19 protein-coding genes are annotated in these 19,479 nt (G+C 65.4%); 13 read left to right on the forward strand and 6 right to left on the reverse strand.

The features are described 5' to 3' along the window. Positions 1–538 (forward strand): hypothetical protein (locus A5753_RS24525; protein WP_197694593.1); only part of this gene is annotated, 538 nt, incomplete at its 5' end. A gap of 38 nt (positions 539–576) precedes the next feature. Here A5753_RS24525 and A5753_RS05580 read toward each other — a convergent pair. Beyond that, the gene (locus A5753_RS05580) at positions 577–792 is read right to left on the reverse strand and encodes a hypothetical protein (RefSeq protein ID WP_067124268.1); all 216 of its coding nucleotides are present in this window, start codon (positions 790–792) and stop codon (positions 577–579) included. Positions 793–1,380: 588 nt separating this feature from the next. On the opposite strand from A5753_RS05580, the gene A5753_RS05585 reads away from it, so the two are divergent. Further along, positions 1,381–1,575: a long chain fatty acid-CoA synthetase Faa4p gene (locus A5753_RS05585; RefSeq protein WP_067124270.1), complete on the forward strand. Its 195-nt coding sequence runs from the start codon at positions 1,381–1,383 to the stop codon at positions 1,573–1,575. A 4-nt stretch (positions 1,576–1,579) separates the two neighbouring features. On the opposite strand, the gene A5753_RS05590 is transcribed toward A5753_RS05585, so the two are convergent. Beyond that, positions 1,580–3,025, reverse strand: coding sequence for an aldehyde dehydrogenase (locus A5753_RS05590; protein WP_082971180.1), 1,446 nt, complete (start codon positions 3,023–3,025; stop codon positions 1,580–1,582). A gap of 183 nt (positions 3,026–3,208) precedes the next feature. Between A5753_RS05590 and A5753_RS05595 the strand changes: the two genes are divergently transcribed. The 10 genes from A5753_RS05595 (at position 3,209) to A5753_RS05640 (ending at position 11,542) form a co-directional block, all read left to right on the forward strand. Continuing rightward, entirely contained in the window at positions 3,209–4,477 is a 1,269-nt protein-coding gene (locus tag A5753_RS05595) for an aromatic ring-hydroxylating dioxygenase subunit alpha (RefSeq protein WP_067124272.1), read from the forward strand. Next, positions 4,474–4,809 carry a hypothetical protein gene (locus A5753_RS05600; protein WP_197694594.1) on the forward strand — a complete coding sequence of 112 codons (336 nt, stop codon included), beginning with the start codon at positions 4,474–4,476 and terminating at the stop codon, positions 4,807–4,809. The genes A5753_RS05595 and A5753_RS05600 overlap by 4 nt, the downstream gene beginning before the upstream one ends. Next, a complete protein-coding gene (locus A5753_RS05605; RefSeq protein WP_067124274.1) occupies positions 4,806–6,053 on the forward strand; it encodes an amidohydrolase family protein in 1,248 nt (415 codons plus the stop codon). The genes A5753_RS05600 and A5753_RS05605 overlap by 4 nt, the downstream gene beginning before the upstream one ends. Positions 6,054–6,064: 11 nt before the next feature. Next, positions 6,065–6,517: a MarR family winged helix-turn-helix transcriptional regulator gene (locus A5753_RS05610; RefSeq protein WP_065056314.1), complete on the forward strand. Its 453-nt coding sequence runs from the start codon at positions 6,065–6,067 to the stop codon at positions 6,515–6,517. A gap of 93 nt (positions 6,518–6,610) precedes the next feature. Next, positions 6,611–7,705, forward strand: a complete 1,095-nt coding sequence (locus tag A5753_RS05615; protein WP_082971181.1) for a ferredoxin--NADP reductase — start codon at positions 6,611–6,613, stop codon at positions 7,703–7,705. 28 nt (positions 7,706–7,733) lie between these two features. After that, complete coding sequence (locus tag A5753_RS05620) at positions 7,734–8,477, forward strand: SDR family NAD(P)-dependent oxidoreductase (protein WP_067124276.1); 744 nt, start codon at positions 7,734–7,736, stop codon at positions 8,475–8,477. A 13-nt stretch (positions 8,478–8,490) separates the two neighbouring features. Continuing rightward, on the forward strand, positions 8,491–9,753 hold the full coding sequence (locus A5753_RS05625; RefSeq protein WP_067124278.1) for an aromatic ring-hydroxylating dioxygenase subunit alpha: 1,263 nt from the start codon (positions 8,491–8,493) through the stop codon (positions 9,751–9,753). Then, on the forward strand, positions 9,750–10,088 hold the full coding sequence (locus tag A5753_RS05630) for a hypothetical protein (protein ID WP_067124280.1): 339 nt from the start codon (positions 9,750–9,752) through the stop codon (positions 10,086–10,088). Before A5753_RS05625 ends, A5753_RS05630 begins: the two co-directional genes overlap by 4 nt. Positions 10,089–10,143: 55 nt before the next feature. After that, entirely contained in the window at positions 10,144–10,989 is an 846-nt protein-coding gene (locus A5753_RS05635; protein WP_067124282.1) for a TauD/TfdA family dioxygenase, read from the forward strand. 1 nt (position 10,990) lies between these two features. Further along, positions 10,991–11,542, forward strand: coding sequence for a carboxymuconolactone decarboxylase family protein (locus A5753_RS05640; RefSeq protein ID WP_067124284.1), 552 nt, complete (start codon positions 10,991–10,993; stop codon positions 11,540–11,542). Between the two features lie 60 nt (positions 11,543–11,602). Here the strand turns inward: A5753_RS05640 and A5753_RS05645 are convergent, their stop codons facing one another. After that, positions 11,603–11,794: a ferredoxin gene (locus A5753_RS05645; RefSeq protein ID WP_067124286.1), complete on the reverse strand. Its 192-nt coding sequence runs from the start codon at positions 11,792–11,794 to the stop codon at positions 11,603–11,605. Positions 11,795–11,921: 127 nt separating this feature from the next. Between A5753_RS05645 and A5753_RS05650 the strand changes: the two genes are divergently transcribed. Continuing rightward, the gene (locus tag A5753_RS05650) at positions 11,922–13,205 is read left to right on the forward strand and encodes an enolase (RefSeq protein WP_067124288.1); all 1,284 of its coding nucleotides are present in this window, start codon (positions 11,922–11,924) and stop codon (positions 13,203–13,205) included. Positions 13,206–13,217: 12 nt separating this feature from the next. Here the strand turns inward: A5753_RS05650 and A5753_RS05655 are convergent, their stop codons facing one another. From A5753_RS05655 to A5753_RS05665, 3 genes are all read right to left on the reverse strand, one after another. Beyond that, positions 13,218–16,100: an ATP-binding cassette domain-containing protein gene (locus tag A5753_RS05655; RefSeq protein ID WP_156655960.1), complete on the reverse strand. Its 2,883-nt coding sequence runs from the start codon at positions 16,098–16,100 to the stop codon at positions 13,218–13,220. Positions 16,101–16,206: 106 nt separating this feature from the next. Then, positions 16,207–19,035, reverse strand: a complete 2,829-nt coding sequence (locus tag A5753_RS05660) for an RND family transporter (protein ID WP_067124292.1) — start codon at positions 19,033–19,035, stop codon at positions 16,207–16,209. Beyond that, entirely contained in the window at positions 19,032–19,475 is a 444-nt protein-coding gene (locus A5753_RS05665) for an MmpS family transport accessory protein (RefSeq protein ID WP_197694595.1), read from the reverse strand. The genes A5753_RS05660 and A5753_RS05665 overlap by 4 nt, the downstream gene beginning before the upstream one ends. Positions 19,476–19,479: the final 4 nt, after the last annotated feature.

Raw genomic sequence — 19,479 nt, forward strand, 5'->3', positions numbered from 1 at the left:
GGTTGGCGCCGCCGGGGCGGGCGGATTGTTGACCCTGGCGATCGCGCAATACATCACCACCGTCTTGACCATCGACTGGTTCGGCACGGGCGTCGGTTCTCGCCAGGTCAAGAAATCGCTGAACGACCAACCCGAGGGCACATCGCTACCTCCGATCGGGATGCCGATCGACCTGGACCTCAACCGCCAACGCCTCGCGGTGTACTTCCGTCCGGTGCCGGCGAAATTGTGGGTCGATTGCGTCACGGCCGAAGAGGACGAAGGCGAGACGGGCGGTGGCGGCGAGATTCGGGTCATCGGTGGCCGGTGGCCCACCGATGGCCACCCGTGGCGGCTTTCGCACGATGATGCCGTGTTGTTCGTCGACTCCGACGAACTGCAGCTTTTCGTCGATCCCGCCAGCGAGTGCGGCGACCAGTTACCCATTGGCGTCGACGCCGAAGAGGGCGGACTACGCCGCCTGCGGGTGCCCAGCGATCCCGAGATGCTGCGCCGGCTTCCGCAATGCTCCCTTGACGCCGCCGACCCGCGCGAATAGAAGCGCACGAAGGTTGAGAAACGGCCGGTCGAACGCCGCTAGCACAAGGCGGCGGCCGAGAACCACCCACCGGCCACCAGCGCGATCAGAAGCGCGGCGGTGGTTTGGCCCATGAGCGCGGCCGCGATGACGCCCACTATCGCGCAGATGAACACCGTGACGGTCAGGACGGCGACGAGCAGGCGGTGTGAATTGACGGCCGCGCCGGCACGAGGGGCGATGACGGCTTTCCTAGAGCGATCCACGCCAACCATAAAATCTCCTCCTTTGTGACCTGTGCAACATCCTATCGCCAGATGTGGCCCACATCACATCGCTGCGGCAATCAACGGACCGGGTGTCGGATACTCGGTCGGAAGACATGGCACGGCCAAGGGAATGAGAAACGCAACAAGCCAAGTCAGCCCTCGGGTCGGGACAACGTTCGATAACGGGCACCCGCAGCGTTGGCTGCGCGGTTGGCACGCGAACGACGTGACCAACGGGCACGCCAACCGCGCCGATCCGCGCGCTCGATCTCGTCGGCCCCACACGCGAAGTTCCTTCGAGCCGCGCGCAATTGAGCCGCGCGTCCCCGGGGCGCCCCATTCTCGGAACGTCCGGCGCAACGAGGAGGTCGAGCCCCGTCGCAACGTGGCGATGCGCGATCCGCCCTGGCCGACAGGTCGCCGTTATCCGGCCGAGATCGCCGATTAGGTTTTCGCCTGGATGCGGATTAATCTTGCCCGCGGTTCGTCCGCGACTCACCGAAAGCAGACATGTCTGTTCAGCCCACTCTGCTGCGCCGTCAATCGCTGCGTAGCGCCCGCCGACAGCGGGTCGCTTCCCGTGTGAAGTGTCCGATGGTCGGTCAGTGCTTCGATATCGACATCGCTCGCGACGCGGACGGATGGCTGATCCGGATTCCCGAGATCGGCAGGACCACCCGCGCCGGCAGTCGGACCGCCGTGGAGCTGGCGGCACGCGAATGCATCGCGACCTGGACCGGCATCCCCATCGGATACGTCGCCGTGTACGTCGCAACCGAAGCCAGCTAGCTACCTAGCCGCCCGCCGCGACCGCAATCGACTTCGTGTCGAGGTAGCCGTCGAGCCCTTCGGGTCCGAGCTCTCGGCCGTAACCGCTGGCTTTGACGCCGCCGAAGGGCGCGAACGGGTCCATGGTGTAGCCCTGGTTGATGCCGACGGTGCCGGTGTGGATCCGCGTGGCCAGTGCCAGGGCCCGGTCGGTGTCGTCGCCCCAGACCGAGCCGGCAAGCCCGTAGTCGGAATCGTTGGCGATTTCCACCGCCTCATCCTCGTCGCGGTAGGGGATGACCGTGATGACGGGACCGAAGATCTCTTCGCGTGCGATGCGCATGGCATTGTCGGCGGCCGCGAACAGGGTCGGTTGGACGTACCAGCCGCGGTCGAGTCCGCCGGGCATGTCGGCGCCACCAATGATCAAGCGGGCCCCCTCCTGCTGGCCGACGTTGATGTAGTCGCGCACGCGCTGTTGTTGCCGACGAGAGACCAGGGGACCGAGCTGAGTTTCGGGGTCGCCGGGGTCGCCGACGCGCAGGCCGCTCATCTCGGCGGCGAGCGCATCGACGTATTCGTCGTGACGGGGTAGGGGGACCAGGACACGCGTCAGCGCATTGCAGATCTGACCGCTGTTGGACAGGCTGGCCGATCGCACCCCGGCGGCGACCTTGTCGGGTGCCGCGTCGTCGAGCACCAGCGCCGCCGACTTGCCGCCAAGTTCGAGGCTGACCTTGGTGAGGTTTGCTGCGCCGGCCGCGGCGACGGCGCGGCCCGCTGTGGTGGAGCCGGTGAAGGACACCTTGTCCACCCCGCGGTGGGCAACGAGATAGGCGCCGAGCGCGGCGTCGCCAGGGAGCACGCTGACCAAGCCGGGCGGCAGGCCGGCTTCGGCGATCATCTCGCCTAAAAGCAGGGCGTCCAAGGGAGTTTCGGGTGCGGGCTTGAGCACGACGGTGCAGCCGGCCAACAGCGCCGGCACCAGTTTCGTGACGATCAGGAATTGGGGCATGTTCCAGGGCACGATCGCGGCGACGACGCCGACGGGCTCTTTGCGGACCAGCACGTCGCTCCCGAAGAACCCCGGCCTCGTTTCCTGCCACTGGTGTTTCTCGGCCAGGTCGCAGAACGCGCGGATCATGAATGCAGGCAGGCCGACCTGGGCGCGCTGGGCGAAGCTGATCGGTGCGCCGATCTCTGCGGTGATGGTGTTGGCCATCTCGGCGCGGCGTCGGTCGTAGATGTCGGCCAGCCGCCGGATGGCGGCGATCCGTTCCCTGGGCTCGCTGCGACCCCAGGGCGCTGAGGCCGCGTGCGCGGCGGCGATCGCAGCGTCTACGTCGTCGGGCCCGGCCGCGTCGACCTCGGCGATGAGTTCCTCGGTGTGTGGTGAAATTACCTGCACGACGCCGGCCTGCGGCCGCGCCCGATCGCTCGCGGCGGTTCGCACTCCGAGGTTGTGGTCCATCAATGCCTCCCGAGGTCAATATCAACTACTTGCTATTGATGGGGTCGAGGATATACCGTCGGCCGTGACGGAGCTCTCAGGGATCGGTGAAACCGGTGCGCAGGTGGTTGTTTCGCGCGGGCATGCAGAAGTGAGCGGCTGGGCACGCAGGTTTCCCCAAGTTGGACTGCATAAGGAGCGATCATGGCTCGATTCCCCAAACCGCCGGAGGGCAGCTGGACCGAGCATTACCCCGAATTGGGCACCGATCCGGTGTCGTACGAGGACTCCATCAGCCCCGAGGTCTACGAGCTGGAACGCGAGGCCATCTTCAAGCGGGCCTGGCTCAATGTCGGTCGCGTCGAACAGCTTCCGCGCAAGGGTAGTTACCTCACCCGGGAGCTGAAAGTCGTCAACACCTCAATCATCTTGGTACGCACGACATCTGGCGATATCAAGGCCTACCACAACGTGTGCCGGCACCGCGGCAACAAGCTGGTGTGGAACGACATGCCGCAGGAGGAAACGCGCGGCGTGTGCCGGCAGTTCACCTGCAAATACCACGCCTGGCGCTACGACCTGGACGGCAACCTCACGTTTGTGCAGCAGGAGGAGGAGTTCTTCAACCTCGATAAGAGTCGCTATGGCCTGGTGCCGGTGCACTGCGACGTGTGGGAGGGCTTCATCTTCGTCAACTTCGCGAAGAAACCCGAACAGTCGCTGCGAGAGTTCTTGGGGCCCATGATCGCCGGGCTGCAGGGCTACCCCTTCGACAAGATGACGTCCCGCTGGTACTACCGCTCGGAAGTCAAGGCGAACTGGAAGCTCTACATGGACGCTTTCCAGGAGTTCTATCACGCGCCCGTGCTGCATGCGAACCAGTCGCCCACCGCGTACTCAAAGGCGGCCGCCGAGGCGGGTTTTGAAGCCCCGCACTACCGGCTGGACGGGCCGCACCGGTTGGTCAGCACCTCGGGGGTGCGGGCCTGGGAAATGGCCGACGAGATGCGCAAGCCGATGGAGGACATCTGCCAGAGCGGGCTGTTCGGGCCATGGGACAAGCCGGATCTGGGGCCGATGCCGGCCGGGCTCAACCCCGCGAAATGCGATCCATGGGGCCTCGATTCGTTCCAGCTGTTCCCCAACTTCGTCATCCTGTTCTGGGGCCAGGGTTGGTATTTGACCTACCACTACTGGCCGACGTCGTACAACAGCCACCTTTTCGAAGGAACGCTGTACTTCCCGGCGCCGCGTACCCCGCGCGAGCGGGTGGCTCAGGAATTGGCGGCCGTGTCCTTCAAGGAATACGGGCTGCAGGACGCCAACACCCTGGAGGCGACGCAGACGATGCTCGAGTCTCAAGTGATCGACGACTTCTTGCTCTGCGACCAGGAGGTCCTGATCCGTCATCTGCACAAGGAGACCGCGGCCTGGATCGACGACTATCGCCGGACCTCTACGGCAGGAGTGTGAACGCGATGGCGATGCTGCCCCCAGAATTCGCCGATCTCGAACGGTTCTCCGACTGGTGTCTGCCCAGTGAACCCGAACGCTACGCCAAGAGGCTGGCCAGCTCGATGACGGAGATGAAGGCCTTCTACGACGCGATCACCGCGCGGGCCGAAGAGGCCCTGACGTTCTGCGACAAGTTTTCCCTCGACGACCTGCCCGACGATGTCCAGAATCTGATGCACCTGCTCTATTCGATGATCATGGTGTCGTTCCCGGTGGAATGCTGGAAACAGCCCCGCGTCCCCGATTCGGGTGCATCGACGCTGGACTGCGTGTCCGAGCCCGTTCCATGACCACCGTGCTGCGCGCGGCGCGATGGGGTGACGTCGTGACCGGCCAGATCCACACGCTGGCGGTAGTGGTGATCGACGGCGAACGCATCGCCGCGATCAATCCTCAAGAGCCGCTTGCCGATTCGGCGACCGTCGTCGATCTCGGCGACGTGACCCTGCTCCCGGGCCTGATGGACATGGAACTCAACCTGCTCATCGGCGGCCCCGGCGGTCCGGAGGGCCTGCCGTCGCCGATGCACGGGGTGCAGGACGACCCGGCGTATCGCACGCTGCGTGGCGCGGTCAACGCGCGCACCACCCTGGAGGCCGGATTCACCACCGTGCGAAATCTCGGGCTGATGGTCAAAACCGGGGGATATCTGCTCGACGTGGCGCTGCAGCGCGCCATCGACCAGGGTTGGCATACCGGGCCGCGCGTCTATCCCGCCGGCCATGCGGTCACCCCGTACGGCGGGCACTTGGACCCAACGGTGTTCCAACGGTTGGCTCCCGGGATCATGCCGCTCTCGGTGGCCGAGGGCATCGCCAACGGTGTCCCCGACGTGATCGCCTGCGTGCGTTACCAGATCCGGCACGGCGCCAAGCTGATCAAGGTCTCTGCTTCGGGCGGGGTGATGTCACACAGCACCGCGCCGGGAGCCCAGCAGTACTCCGACGCCGAGTTCGCGGCGATCGCCGATGAAGCCCATCGGGCCGGAGTCCGGGTGGCCGCGCACGCCGTCGGGGACAGCGCCATCCAAGCGTGCATTCGCGCCGGGATCGACTGCATCGAACACGGCTTTTTGGCCAGCGACGAGACCATTCAGATGATGGTCGATCACGGCACGTTCCTGGTGTCGACCACGTATCTGACTGACGCAATGGCCATCGACCGGATCGCACCGGAGCTGCGCACGAAGGCGCTCGAGGTGTTCCCGCGCGCAAAGTCGATGCTGCCCAAGGCGATCGACGCCGGCGTGCGAATCGCATGCGGCACCGATGCGCCGGCAATCCCGCATGGCCAAAATGCGAAGGAGCTCGGCGCGCTAGTGGAACGGGGCATGACTCCCGCGCAAGCGATCCGGGCGGCCACCGTGGTGGCCGCCGAGCTGATCGAGGCGGATGGCGAGTTGGGCAGGCTGGCGCCCGGCTATCTGGCCGACATCATCGCCGTTCCCGGAGACCCGTTCGAGGACATCGCCGCCACGCTCGACGTCCGCTTTGTCATGAAAAACGGGCAGATCTACAAAAGCCCCGCGGCGTAACGGAGGCGGGAATGGAACTCACCGACAACATCCTGTGGCTGCTCAAGCAGGCCTTCTACTATTCGCTGACCACCATCAACGAGGCGATGCGCGAACACGGCGTGAGCACCGCCCAGATCGGCGTGCTGCGCCAACTGGCCAACGAACCCGGCCTGTCCGGCGCCGAGTTGGCGCGGCGCCTGCTGATCAGCCCGCAAGGCGTCCAGCTGGCACTCACTGCCCTGGAGCGTCGCGGTCTGGTGGAAAGAAAACAAGACCCCCAGCACGCACGCATCCTGCGGGCCTACCTGACCGGGGAGGGCCGCACTGTCGCCGAAACGGTGGTCAATGACGCGATCGCCGCACACCAGGAAGTGTTCGGTGTGTTGAACGAGCAAGAGCAGCGGACCCTGCGGGAGTTGCTGGGCCGCGTGGTCGAAAAGGGCACCGGTCATGAGCTGTTCAATGATCACGTCGACGGCTGACGCCGTCCAGAGCGGCGTGACCCCCGGCCTCGATGCGCGGCACCTGTATCTAGTACTTGAGACTAATCGCAAGTAGTTGATATTGTGGCCGGGATGGGTGAAATTCGGGCGGCCGCGAATGTCGGTTCGGCCGCGGTGAGCGAGGCCGGATCGGGCGGTGTCGACGTCGCTGCGTTGCCGGATGGCTTTGTGCCGCTGCGGATCAAGCGCGTAGTCCCCGAAACCCGCGACGCCGTTTCGATCATCCTCGACGTCCCGCAGGGCAGTGCGCAGCAGTTCGGCTACCAAGCCGGACAGTTCCTGACGCTGCTGGTGAGCGTCGACGGCCGTGAGCATCGACGGTGTTACTCGATGTCGTCGTCACCCGCTCTGGGCGAGGATCTGCAGATCACCGTCAAACGTGACCGCGACGGCGTGGTGTCGAACTGGCTCAACGACACCGCCGCACCCGGCGATCAGTTGTCCGCACTGCCACCGCAGGGCCGCTTCGTCCTGCACGACAACGATCGAGAGCTGATCGCATTCGCCGGCGGAAGCGGCATCACGCCGGTGTTTTCGCTCGTGCGTACGGCGCTGGCGTCCGGCAATCGCGCCACGCGGCTGTTCTATGCCAACCGGAGCCGTGAATCGGTGATCTTCGACGCCGCGTTGGCGTCGCTGCGCACGCGGCACGCCGATCGCTTCGTGCTGCACCATCACCTCGACGACAACACGGGTTTCGTCACCCGGGCGGACATCGAGGCATTCGTCCGAGACGCCGCAGAGGCCGACGTGTACATCTGCGGGCCGAACGAATTCATGGAGACGGTACGAACCGCCCTTTCCGCGACGGGCGTGCCGGAAGACCGTCTGCATGTGGAGCATTTCGACGTGAACGACGTTGCCGCGGCGGCGCCGCCGGCCACGGAAGTGATCACCGACGAGGTCACCATCGTGCTGGACGGGGTTACGACGACCGCGTCCTACGATGCGGGCAACACGCTGCTGCAGACGGCCCGGATGGCCGGACTGCGGGCCCCGTCCTCGTGTGAGATCGGTTCGTGCGGAACGTGTATGGCCCGCCTGACGCAGGGCAGCGCCCGCATGATCAACAACGACGCGCTCGAACCGGATGAAGTCGAGGAGGGTTGGGTGTTGACGTGTCAGGCCCTGCCCACCAGCCCCACGGTGCGGGTGGTCTACGAGTGAGAAGGCGGTCGACGGTGGAGCGGGGTCAATGACGAGGGTCGCGGTGGTGACCGGCGGCGCCTCGGGTATGGGCGAGGCGACCTGTCATGAATTGGGCCGGCGCGGACTCAAAGTCGCGGTCCTCGACGTCAACGAGGACGCCGCGCAACGCGTCACCGACGACCTGCGGGCCAATGGTGTGACCGCGCTCGGGGCGGGCGCCGACGTCACCGATCGGCCCGCCGTCGAGCAGGCCTTCGCGAGGGTGCGCAGCGAGCTGGGCCCGGTGACGGTCCTGGTGACCAGCGCCGGCATGTTCGACTTCTCGCCGTTCTCGGAGATCAGCGCCGAAACCTGGTCGCGGATCATCGACGTCAATCTCACCGGCACCTTTCACTGCTGTCAGGTCGCGTTGCCGGACATGGTGGAGGCGAATTGGGGGAGGATCGTGATGATCTCGTCGTCGAGCGCCCAGCGTGGCTCGCCGTTCGCCGCCCACTACGCGGCGTCCAAAGGTGGGGTCATCACCTTGACCAAGTCGCTGGCCCGCGAATACGCGCCGCACGGGATCACGGTGAACAACATTCCGCCCTCGGGCATCGAGACGCCGATGCAGCATCAGGGCCAGGCCGCCGGGTACCTGCCGTCCAACGAGCAGATCGCCAGCAATATCCCGTTGGGCTACCTCGGCACCGGCGCGGATATCGCCGCGGCCGTCGGGTTTTTATGTTCGGAGGAAGCCAGGTACATCACCGGCCAGGTGTTGGGCGTCAACGGCGGATCGGTGATGTGATTGTGAGGATTCGATGACCAGAGCAGGCAGGCCCCCGGAAGGCTCCTGGACCGAGCACTATCCCGAATTGGGCACCGGTCCCGTGTCTTTCAAGGACTCGACATCGCGGGAGTTCTACGAACTCGAGCGAGAGGCGATCTTCAAACGAGCGTGGTTGAACGTCGCCCGCGTGGAGGAGTTGCCGCGCGTCGGCAGCTACCTGACCAAGGAGATCGAGGTCGTCGGCGTCTCGGTGATCCTGGTCAAGGGCAAGGACGAGCAGATCCGCGCGTTCTACAACGTGTGCCGGCACCGCGGAAACAAGTTGGTGTGGAACGACTTTCCCGGTGAACAGACCCGCGGCACCTGTCGGCAGTTCACCTGCAAGTACCACGGTTGGCGCTATGACCTGCAGGGCGCGCTGAAATTCGTCCAGCAGGAGTCGGAGTTCTTCGACCTCGATCGCGCGCAGTACGGGTTGCGTCCGGTGCACTGCGACGTGTGGAACGGTTTCGTCTTCATCAACCTCGACGCCGAACCGCGCCAGAGCCTGCGTGAGTTCCTCGGCCCGATGATCACCGCGCTCGATGACTATCCGTTCGGCAAGCTGACCGAACGCTACGACTGGGTGGCCCACAACAACAGCAACTGGAAGATCTTCGCCGACGCCTTCCAGGAGTACTACCACGTGCCCTCGCTGCACTCACAGCAGGTGCCCTCCGAGGTGCGCGACCCCAACGCCGGATTCACTTGCGGACATTTCCAACTCGACGGGCCGCACCGGTTGGTCTCCACGGCCGGGCGGCGACGCTGGCTGCTACCACCGGAATACATGTACCCGATCGAGCGCGCCACCCGCAGCGGGTTGGTGGGACCGTGGCGAACGCCCGACATCGGCGAACTGCCGGCCGGCCTCAATCCGGGAGGGATCGAGCCCTGGGGCATCAGCAATTTCCAGATCTTCCCGAACACCGAGATTCTGATCTATGGCGGATGGTATCTGCTGTACCGGTACTGGCCGACATCGCACAACACGCACCGGTTCGAGGCGTACACCTACTTCCATCCCGCCCGCACGGTGCGGGAGCGTATCGAGCACGAAGTCGCCTCGGTGGTACTGAAAGAGTTTGCGCTGCAAGACGCCGGGATGCTCGGCGGGACGCAGGCGGCGCTGGAATACGGCATCGTCGACGAGTTCCCGCTCAACGACCAGGAGATCCTGGTGCGCCATCTGCACAAGGTCGCCGTGGACTGGGTCGAAGCCTATCGCCGCGAGCTGGATTCGGTGGGCGTGTGACGATGCCTCCCATGCTGCCCAGCGCATTCGCCGAGCTGGAGGACTACGCCCAAACCTGGTGTTTGGCAACAGAAACCGAACGCTGGAACGCCCGGGTTAACGCGTCGATGCCGGAGCTGCGCGACTTTTACGACGCGTTCTTTCCGCGCCTCGAAGAGGCGATCGACTACTGCGACAAGTTTCCCCTCGACAATGTGCCCGACGACGCACTGAATCTGCTGCACATGATTTATTCGCTGATCATGGTCGCCATGGCGGTGGAAATCATGCATCAACCCGCCCCGGTAGACGCCGCCGACGCCGTCATGATCCGCACCGGCGGACCCGTGCCCTAAGCGCTACGCCCCAGCGTCGGCGCACCATACGCCAATCTTTCCGAAAGGACCGACCATGAGTCTGCTCACCATCACCAAACTCACCGAGTCAGTCGGCGCCGAGGTCGCCGGCCTGGAGCCCGCCGCACTGGCGACCGACGACTCGGTCGGTGAGGCGGTGCTGGATGCGTTGGAAGACAACGGGGTTCTGGTCTTTCGTGGTCTGCAACTCGACCCGGAGGCCCAGGTCGGCTTCTGCCGTCGCCTCGGCGAGATCGACCATTCCTCCGACGGCCACCATCCGGTGGCCGGCATCTACCCGATCACCCTGGACAAGTCCAAGAACGCCTCGGCCGCCTACCTGAAGGCCACCTTCGACTGGCACATCGACGGCTGCACACCGCTGGGCGACGAATGCCCGCAGAAAGCCACCGTGTTGTCCGCGGTACAGGTGGCCGAATGGGGTGGTGAAACCGAATTCGCCAACTCCTACGCCGCCTATGACGTCATGACCGACGAGGAGAAGGAGCGGTTCGGCGCCCTGCGTGTGGTGCACTCGCTGGAGGCTTCCCAGCGTCGCGTCTACCCCGATCCGACGCCGGAACAGGTGCAGCGCTGGCGATCCCGTCGCACCCACGAACACCCCTTGGTGTGGACGCACCGCAGCGGCCGCAAGTCGCTAGTACTGGGCGCCTCGGCGGATTACGTCGTCGGCATGGATATCGATAAGGGGCGCGCCCTGCTGGACGAACTTCTCGAGCGCGCCACGGTGCCGGACAAGGTCTACAGCCACAGCTGGTCGATCGGCGACACCGTCATCTGGGATAACCGCGGAGTGCTGCACCGCGCCGCCCCGTACGACCCGGCCTCACAACGAGAAATGCTGCGCACCACCGTTCTCGGCGACGAACCGATCCAATAGCATGACCACGGCCGACCAGCATCCGCTGCGCCTGACACCGCTGCCCGCCGACGAGTGGGACGACGGGGCCCGCGCCGCGCTGGCGTCGCTGATCCCGGCCGAGCGGGCGAATCCCGTTGGCGCGGGCAATGTTTTGTCGACCATGGTCCGCCACCCCGACCTGACCGCGGCCTATCTGCCGTTCAATGCTTATCTGCTCACCCGATCGGCCCTGTCGCCCCGGGTGCGCGAAGTCGCACTGCTGCGCGTGGTGCATCGCAGCAATTGCGGCTACCTGTGGTCGCATCACATCCCGATCGCACTGCGCGCCGGCCTGACCGAATCCGAGATCGAGGACATCCGGTCCGGCCGTTGCGCCGACCACACCGACCGGGCGGTAATCCGCGCCGTCGATGATCTCACCGGTGACAGCACGATCAGCCAAGCAACCTGGGATCTGCTAAGCGAGTTGTTCACCCAGCAGCAATGCATGGATCTGACGTTCACCATCGGCGGATACCTCTTGCTGGCGTTGGCCGTCAACACGTTCGGCATCCAGGAAGAGCACGGGTAATCCCGCGGTCGGCGCAACCATGAGGCGAGCCGACCGAGGTGCCGTTGTGACGTCTGCGCGCTAGTCCTCGCGGGACAGCGCGGCGCGTGGGCACTCGGCGACGGCCTTCTCGACCAGCGCCTCCTGGTCGGCGGGCACCGGGTCGGCGATGACCACCGCGTAGTCGTCGTCGTCGAGCCGAAACACATTCGGCGCGATGTTCACGCAGTAGGCATTGCCTTCACACCGATCAAGGTTCACCACCGGCCGCATGAAGATTCTCCTTCGATCTCGCGCGAGGGTTTTCCACAGGTGGAGCTTGTGTAAATTCTAGTATGCCCCTTCTCAGTGACCTCTCAGTGCTGCGGTCTTACGCTGTAACCCTGGGTCCGGGAGGTCGATGATGAAGATCGCATCCGTCATCGCCCGCCAACTGCTGGACTGCAAAGCGCGGCCCCTGCTCGAGGTCGAGATCACCACGGACACCGGCGTTGTCGGTCGCGGCGCGTCCCCGACGGGCAGTTCGGTGGGTTCACACGAGGCGTTCGTGCTGCGGGACGGGGATCGCAGCCACTACAACGGGCTGAGCGTGCACCGCGCCATGACCGCGGTGACCGACGAGATCGCCCCCGCCCTCATCGGCGCGGAACTCGACGACCCCCGCTCCCTGGACCGGGTCATGATCGACCTCGACGGCACGCCCGACAAGCACCGGCTCGGCGGCAACGCGATCTACTCCACGTCGATCGCGCTGCTGCGGGCGGCCGCCGCCGCGGCCGGAACACCCACTTACACCTACATCGGCGCACTGCTCGGGCTCGAACCACCGGCCACCGTCCCGGTGCCCAGCTTCAACATGATCAACGGTGGTCACTACGGCGATGTCTGCCAGACCTTCAGCGAATTCCTCGTCGTGCCCTATCGTGCGGACTCGATCGAATCCGCGGTCGAGAAAGGCGTGGGCTTGTTCGAGACGCTCGGCGAGGTGCTTACCGAGCGCCTGGGTCGCGCACCGATGCTGGCGTCGTCGTACGGATACATCGCGCCGTCCAGCGACCCGCGGATCGTTCTGGAGGTGCTGGCCGAGGCCGTCGAGCGCGCCGGCTGTGCCGACATCATGGCGTTCGCCCTGGACTGCGCTTCGAGTGCGGTGTACGACAGCGACTCTGCGACATACGCTTTCAATGGCGAGCGGGTGACCGCGGAGGCGTTGATCGACTATGCCCGGGCCCTGTCGCACGAGTTCCCGATGCTGTTCGTCGAAGACCTGCTGGACGGGGATGACTGGGCCGGATTCGCCAAAGCGGTCCAGACCGTGCAGCGCTCGATCATCCTCGGAGACGACCTGATCGTCACCAACCGCGCCCGGTTGCAGCGCGCCGTCGAGATGTCGGCCGTGGACGGGTTCATTCTGAAGCCCAACCAGGTCGGAACGATCGCCGAGGCACTGGATTGCTTCGAATACGCCAGGCGCAACGCCATTTTGGCCATCCCGTCGGGACGCTCGGGCGGCGTCATCGACGACGTGGTGATGGACCTGGCGGTGGGACTGGGGGCGCCGTTTCAGAAGAATGGCGCACCGCGGTCTGGTGAGCGCATCGCAAAACTCAACTTCCTGCTGCGCGCGGCCGAAGGCATCCCGGATTGTGCGTTGGCGGACGTGGCGGTCCTGGCGCAATTCTGAGCGGGTTTCGGGTCAGGGGCCGGCGATCAACGCGAGCTCGGCCGCCAGGGCGATCCCACACACCGCCGCGACGATCGAAAGTGCCACCCAATCGGCCGGTTTCGGTCGCGACGAAGCCGCCGAGATCTGGCCCGTACCGCCGCGGGCGGTGATCGCATCGCCCATCTCGTCGGCGCGCCGCAGTGTCACCGTGATGACCGCGACGACCACGTCTACGACGCCTACCGCCGGACGTCGCAACCGGGCCCAGCGGGTTTGCGGCGGCCCCTTGGGCCGCAACCGGCGAGCGGCGAAGAGCACCCGGAATTCATCGATCAGCATGGGGAAGGTGCGCAGCGCGAGCGCCAGCGCGACCGACCAGTCATCGACCGGGATCCGCAACGGTCGCAGGAAGCGGCCCAAAGTGGCCACCGCCGGGGCGACCTGGGCGACATTGGTCGTCCAGGACACCAGCGCGCTCAAGGCGAGCAACACCACCGACAGCGCGGTAATGCGCAGAAAATCCAGCAGGCCACCGAAGCCGAGGGACGCCGCACCCAGCTGTATCCTCGGACTTCCGCCGGCGACTGCCGCGTTGACCCCGACGATCACCAGCACGATCCACAGCCAGCGCGGCACCGACGGCACCACACCCCGGGGGATACGCGCGAGCCATATCCCCGCGACCGCCAGCGCGGCGCTGAGTCCGATCGCCACCCAACCGGGGAAGAATGTCAATAGCAGCGAAATGCCAAACACGACAAGCAATTTCGTTCCGGCCCACAGCTCGTGTATCGGTGAGGTGCCCGGCACCGGCCGTAACAACACGACGGGGCGCCTGCGGCGGGCCCGGTGCTTCGCCGGAGCGGCCGCAACCGCCGTATTGGCTTGGGCCGCAGCCGGTGCCGCCTGCAGCGAACCGTCCCGCAGGTGCAAGGTGCGAGGACACAGTTCCTGAAGCCCGGAGAAGTCATGCGAGATGACCACCACCGTCAGGCCGGTGTCACGGCGCCGCTCGGCCAGCAACTGGACGAGACCGCGTTGGCTGGCGGCGTCCAGCCCGGCCAGCGGCTCGTCGAGGATCAGCACCCGTGGCGATCGGGCCAGCAGTCCGGCTAGGACCACGCGGCGCATCTGGCCACCGCTGAGCTGGTCGATGCGCCGCTGGGCCAGCCCGGGCTCCAGGCCTACGGCGCCCAGCGCCACGGCCACCCGGGCGTGATCGGCGGGCGAAAACCCGGCTGCCGAAGCCACTTCCAGGTCGACCCGGCTGCGCATCAGCTGCAGTCGGGCCGCCTGGAATTGGAGCGCGACAGCGCCGACCTGGTCGGCAGTCGGCCGACCGTCGAGCAGGCAGGCGCCGGTGGCCGGCTCGGTCAACCCGGCCATGATCCATGCCAGTGTCGACTTGCCGGAACCGTTTCCGCCATGGATCAACAGCCCGTCACCCTCGTGCACGACGAAGCTGACATCGCGCAGCGCGGTCTGAGCCCACGGTGTGCCGCCGGCGTATTCGTGTCCGACGCCGACGAGTTCGAGCACCGGAGCATCGGATGCGACACCGGCCGCCACCGTCGGCGCCGGGGCGGACGCGCTTCGCACCAGATCGGTTTCCGCCGACGCATCGCCGAGATTGATTGCACGCTGCGCGTATTCGGCCTCGTCGTTGTAGTGGGTGATGTGCACCAGCGCCGTCTGGTGGCGCTCGGTCAGGCCGGACAGCACGGCGAGCAATTTCTCCCGGCCCTGCCGGTCGACCATGCTGGTGACCTCGTCGGCAATCAACAACGCCGGCTCGCGGGCCAACGCCGCGGCCACCGCCAGGCGCTGCAGTTCCCCGCCCGACAGGCTGCCGGTGTCGCGGTCGGCCAGTGCGGCCAGGCCGACCTCGTCGAGTAGCCGGGAAACGTCGGTGCTCTTGCCGGGGGGCAGTCCCCAGACCACGTCGTCGGCGACCCGCGTGCCCAGCACCTGACTCTCCGGGTGTTGCATGATGACCGCGGTCCCGCCGAGTTCGCCGAGCCCCACTGACCCGGGACGGTCGACGGTGCCCGAGGTCGGTTCGCGACCGGCCAGGATCAACATCAGCGTGGTTTTCCCGGAGCCGTTGGCACCGGTGACCGCGATGTGTTCACCGGTGCGCACGTTCAGGCTGACCGCCCGCAGCGCATCGTGGTCCGCGTGCGGATAGCGCAGGCGCACCCGGTCCAGCCGCACCGGCACGGGCCGGATCGGGCCATTGCCGGCGGGTGCATCCAGCTTGTGCACATCGGGAATCCCGCGTAGCCGCTCCAGTACCCGTGACAACGCCCACCAACCGACCAGCGAGGCACCCACGATGACGAATACGGCGTACCCGAGGGCGATCCACTGCCAGTAGTGCAACGCCCCGGCGAAGAACGAGTTGAACTGTTGGGCACTCGTGCGCAGCTGCGGCACCCGCGAAACGACCGTCGTTGCGCCGTCCACGGTTGCGCTGGCGGCGTGGAAGGCGAGCTGCCGGAACCGGGTCAGGACGGTCAGCGCGACTACCATCCCCGCGCCGACGACGACGGCCGCGGCGAAGGACACAGCGATGACGGTGGGCGTGCCGCGGCTGTGCCGCTTGACGGTTCCGGCAAGCCCCCCGACGTACGCGCACAGCGCGATCGCCCCCAAGCCGCTCAAGCCGACCACCAGGAAGCCGATCACCCCGGCGGCGACCGTCGCGGTGATCAGAACGCGGATCCGGTACCGGTAGGCCAACAGCCCGGTGGGCACGCTGCCCAGCAGGCCGAGGCCCCCACCGTGGGGAAGGATGACCGCGATGATCGCGATCGCCGCGCACAGGGCGCCCATCACCGATGCCTGCGCCAGTTCGCCGGGACGCAGCGATCCGGCACGCTTTTTCGGCATCGCAGCGACGGGCCCCTTCACGACACGATTATGCCCGTCGCCGTCGGCGCGCCCTGAGTTCTCTCATCAGATCTTCAGGTAGCCCTTGTACGTGGCACAGCGGCTTTGATGGTGTTCCAGACACCGCTCAGGGCTGTGGCAGCGGGCGGGCACGCACCAGCGTCGGCCACCAGAACCACGGCCCCAGGATCCGCAGGATGGATGGCACCACAAACGAGCGCACGATGAGCGTGTCGAGCAACAGGCCGATGCACACCGTCGAACCCACCTGGCCGATCGTTCTCAGATCGCTGGTGAGCATGGCAAGCATGGTGAAGGCGAACACCAGACCGGCCGACGTCACCACACCACCGGTGCTGCCGAGCGCGCGGATGAGACCGGTGTGGATCCCGCCGTGCAGCTCCTCCTTGACCCGGTTGATCAACAGTAGGTTGTAGTCCGATCCGACGGCCACCAGGATGATGAAGGTCAGCGGTAGGACGAGCCAGTGCAGGTGCAGGCCGATGAGGTGCTGCCAGAAAAGGATGGACAGGCCGAACGCCCCGGCGTAGGAGAAGGCCACGGTGCCGGGAATCACCAACGCCGCCACCAGACTTCGAGTAATGAAGAGCATGATCAAAAAGATCAGCACGAATGCCGCGATCGCCGCGATCAGCAGATCCGACATCGCGTATTCCTTGATGTCCTTGTCGTTGGATCCCGAACCGCCGATATAGACCCGCGCGCCGGCCAGCGACGTCTCTTTCAGGATCGTCTTGATCGCGTCAGGGAACTGCTGGACATGCTCCACACCTTCGGGGCCCATCGCGTCGCCCTCGTGGGTGACGATGAAGCGGGCGGCCTTGCCGTCCGGCGACATCATCAGCTTCATGCCCGCTTTGAGGTCCTCGTTGTCGAAGGCCTCGTGCGGGATGTAGAAGTAGTCGTCGCTGCGGGACTTGTCGAAGTCGTTGCCGACGTTGATCGAATCGTCGTAGGTCTGCTCGGTTTGGATGGACTGCAGATCCGCCGACCCGTAACTGTTGACCAGCTTCGACTGAAGGGCTTCCGTGTCGTCGGCAGTGGCTTTCAGCTGGGCGATGATCTGCGGGAAAGCCTTATCCACCTCCACGAGGGAGATCCTGGCGTACTTGATGTCCTCGGCCAGGTGGTCGATCTGGTCGAGCCCGTCGAACAACGATCGAAACGACCAGCAGATCGGAATGTCGAAACAATGCTTCTCCCAATAGAAATAGCTCTTGATCGGGCGGAAGAAGTCGTCGACGTTCGCGATCTCCTCGTTGATCTCGTTGCTGACACGTTCCAGGTCCTCGACGGTGAGCACCGTCTGGTGCAGTTCGTCGGACACCTTCTGGAAGAAGCCGATCTCTTTGCGCAAGACCGCAACGGAGTGCGCCTGGATCTCCGCCTGCGCATCGGTGTTCGAGTTCTGCTCCCTGTTGAACGGGAGTTGTTGGCCGTTGCCGCTGCCCTGCGTGGTGAACAGGTAGGGAATGCTGGCGTGCTCGAGCGCCCGCCCCAACGGCCGCGTCATGCCTTGCACCATCGCCACCCCACGCAGGCGGATCAAAGCCCTGGCGACGCGATCCAGCGAGATGAAGTCGGCCGAGTTGCGCATGTCGTGGTCGGTCTCGATCATCAGCATCTCGGAGAACAGCTTGCTCTTGGGGAAGTGCCGATCGGCGGCCTGAAAGCCCAGATTCGCTGGCGCACTGGCCGGCTGGTACTGCCGATCGTCGTAGTTCTGCCGGTAGCTCGGCACGAAGATCGCGCCAAGCATGACCACGGCGGAGCTGGCCACCAGGATCGGCACCGGCCAGCGCACGACGCTCGCCCCGATGCGCCGATACAGAATCCCTTTGGCGCTGGTTCTCGGGTCGAACATTCCGAACAGGCTGCCGACGGTCAAGACTGCCGGGCCCAGCGTCATCGCCGCCGCGATGGTGAACAGCATGGTGATCGCGACGGCCGGCCCCATGGTGTGGAAGTAGTTGAGGCGCGCGAAGGTCAAGCAGTAACACGCGCCGGCGATGGTGAGACCAGACCCGATGATGATGGGCGCGACGCCCTTGTACGCGATGTAGAAGCTGTCCTCCCGGCTTTCGCCCGCCTGTCGCGCCTCGTGATATCGGCCCATCAGGAAAATGCCGTAATCCGTTCCCGCTCCCAGGGTCAACGCGATGACGATGTTCACCGCGAACGATGAGAGTTCGATGTACCCGTAATGCCCGAGGGTCGAGACGACGCCCTTCGCGACGAGCATCTCGATGAGGACTCCGAGCAGGGGCACCAACAGGGTGGCGGGGGTCCGGTACACCAGCAACAGCATCACGAGGATGAGGATGATCGTGACGATCGTGACGTTGTTCAGGCTCGCATTGGCAATTGCGAGTGTGTCGGAGGCCAGCGGAGCCGCGCCGCTGACATAGACCTTGAGCCCGGGGGGCGGGGTGTCCTTCTTGATGATGTCGCGCACGGCATCCACGGACTGGTTGGCTTGAATCTGGCCGATGTCGCCGGCGAGACGCAAGAGCACATAGGTGCACTTGCCATCGACGCTTTGCGCCCCGGCCGCGGTGAATGGCTTGCCCCACAAGTCCATCACGTACTGCACATGCTTGGGGTCGCGCTCGAGGCGACGCATCAAATCGTCGTAATACCGGTGGTCCTGGTCCGCCAGTGGCCGGTTCGCCTCGAACACCACCATGGTCAAGTTGGTCGAGTTGGATTCGTGAAACTTTTCGCCGATGTGCAGCAACGCCCGCTGCGAGGGCGCGTAATGCGGGACCATCGGCCCGGCGAGCTCCTCTGCGACCCGTTCCACTTGGGGCATAAAGGTATTCGTGGTTACCGCGAGAAGCCCCCAGAAGAAGATGATCGGTATCGCCAGAGCGCGGACCATCCGGGGGATGAAGGGACGCTTGACCCGGGGCTCATCGAGGCGATGCTCGGTCATGCCGACTTCACCCTGCACTGGACGTCGGCGTCCTGATGGTCGCCGGAATGCTCGTCGCGGACAACGCCGTCGACCAGCATCCGGCAACCCACCTGACCGCCGTGAACGTGCACCGAGATGCTGCCGGATGCGACCGTGAGCGTGGTGGTCTCCGTGTGGGACCAGGGCAACGACGTGATATCGACCTCGTGCGGATGGCCATCGATGTCGACGTAGACCAGCTTCCCGCCACGCCCGGCGGACCCAAACACCTCATAGGTGATCCGTTTGAGATTGAACTCCTCGGGCGCCTGTGGACCGTTGACGGTGATGACCGGCTCCGGTTCGGAGAATTGATGCACCTTGTACATGCACAACAGGCCCGCACCGACCGCAACAACGGCGACCAACGGCATCCAGATTCGCGAAAGGACTCTCCGCCCGACTGAACGAGGGCTCATTCGA

Source organism: Mycobacterium sp. 852002-51971_SCH5477799-a, assembly GCF_001667145.1.
GTDB lineage: Bacteria > Actinomycetota > Actinomycetes > Mycobacteriales > Mycobacteriaceae > Mycobacterium.

What these genes read in the sequence shown, in the direction of transcription:
- A5753_RS05580 (WP_067124268.1), bottom strand. Translation starts at nt 792, where the DNA reads ATGGTTGGCGTGGATCGCTCTAGGAAAGCCGTCATCGCCCCTCGTGCC.
- A5753_RS05585 (WP_067124270.1), top strand. Translation starts at nt 1,381, where the DNA reads ATGGTCGGTCAGTGCTTCGATATCGACATCGCTCGCGACGCGGACGGA.
- A5753_RS05590 (WP_082971180.1), bottom strand. Translation starts at nt 3,025, where the DNA reads ATGGACCACAACCTCGGAGTGCGAACCGCCGCGAGCGATCGGGCGCGG.
- A5753_RS05595 (WP_067124272.1), top strand. Translation starts at nt 3,209, where the DNA reads ATGGCTCGATTCCCCAAACCGCCGGAGGGCAGCTGGACCGAGCATTAC.
- A5753_RS05605 (WP_067124274.1), top strand. Translation starts at nt 4,806, where the DNA reads ATGACCACCGTGCTGCGCGCGGCGCGATGGGGTGACGTCGTGACCGGC.
- A5753_RS05610 (WP_065056314.1), top strand. Translation starts at nt 6,065, where the DNA reads ATGGAACTCACCGACAACATCCTGTGGCTGCTCAAGCAGGCCTTCTAC.
- A5753_RS05615 (WP_082971181.1), top strand. Translation starts at nt 6,611, where the DNA reads ATGGGTGAAATTCGGGCGGCCGCGAATGTCGGTTCGGCCGCGGTGAGC.
- A5753_RS05620 (WP_067124276.1), top strand. Translation starts at nt 7,734, where the DNA reads ATGACGAGGGTCGCGGTGGTGACCGGCGGCGCCTCGGGTATGGGCGAG.
- A5753_RS05625 (WP_067124278.1), top strand. Translation starts at nt 8,491, where the DNA reads ATGACCAGAGCAGGCAGGCCCCCGGAAGGCTCCTGGACCGAGCACTAT.
- A5753_RS05635 (WP_067124282.1), top strand. Translation starts at nt 10,144, where the DNA reads ATGAGTCTGCTCACCATCACCAAACTCACCGAGTCAGTCGGCGCCGAG.
- A5753_RS05640 (WP_067124284.1), top strand. Translation starts at nt 10,991, where the DNA reads ATGACCACGGCCGACCAGCATCCGCTGCGCCTGACACCGCTGCCCGCC.
- A5753_RS05645 (WP_067124286.1), bottom strand. Translation starts at nt 11,794, where the DNA reads ATGCGGCCGGTGGTGAACCTTGATCGGTGTGAAGGCAATGCCTACTGC.
- A5753_RS05650 (WP_067124288.1), top strand. Translation starts at nt 11,922, where the DNA reads ATGATGAAGATCGCATCCGTCATCGCCCGCCAACTGCTGGACTGCAAA.
- A5753_RS05660 (WP_067124292.1), bottom strand. Translation starts at nt 19,035, where the DNA reads ATGACCGAGCATCGCCTCGATGAGCCCCGGGTCAAGCGTCCCTTCATC.
- A5753_RS05665 (WP_197694595.1), bottom strand. Translation starts at nt 19,475, where the DNA reads ATGAGCCCTCGTTCAGTCGGGCGGAGAGTCCTTTCGCGAATCTGGATG.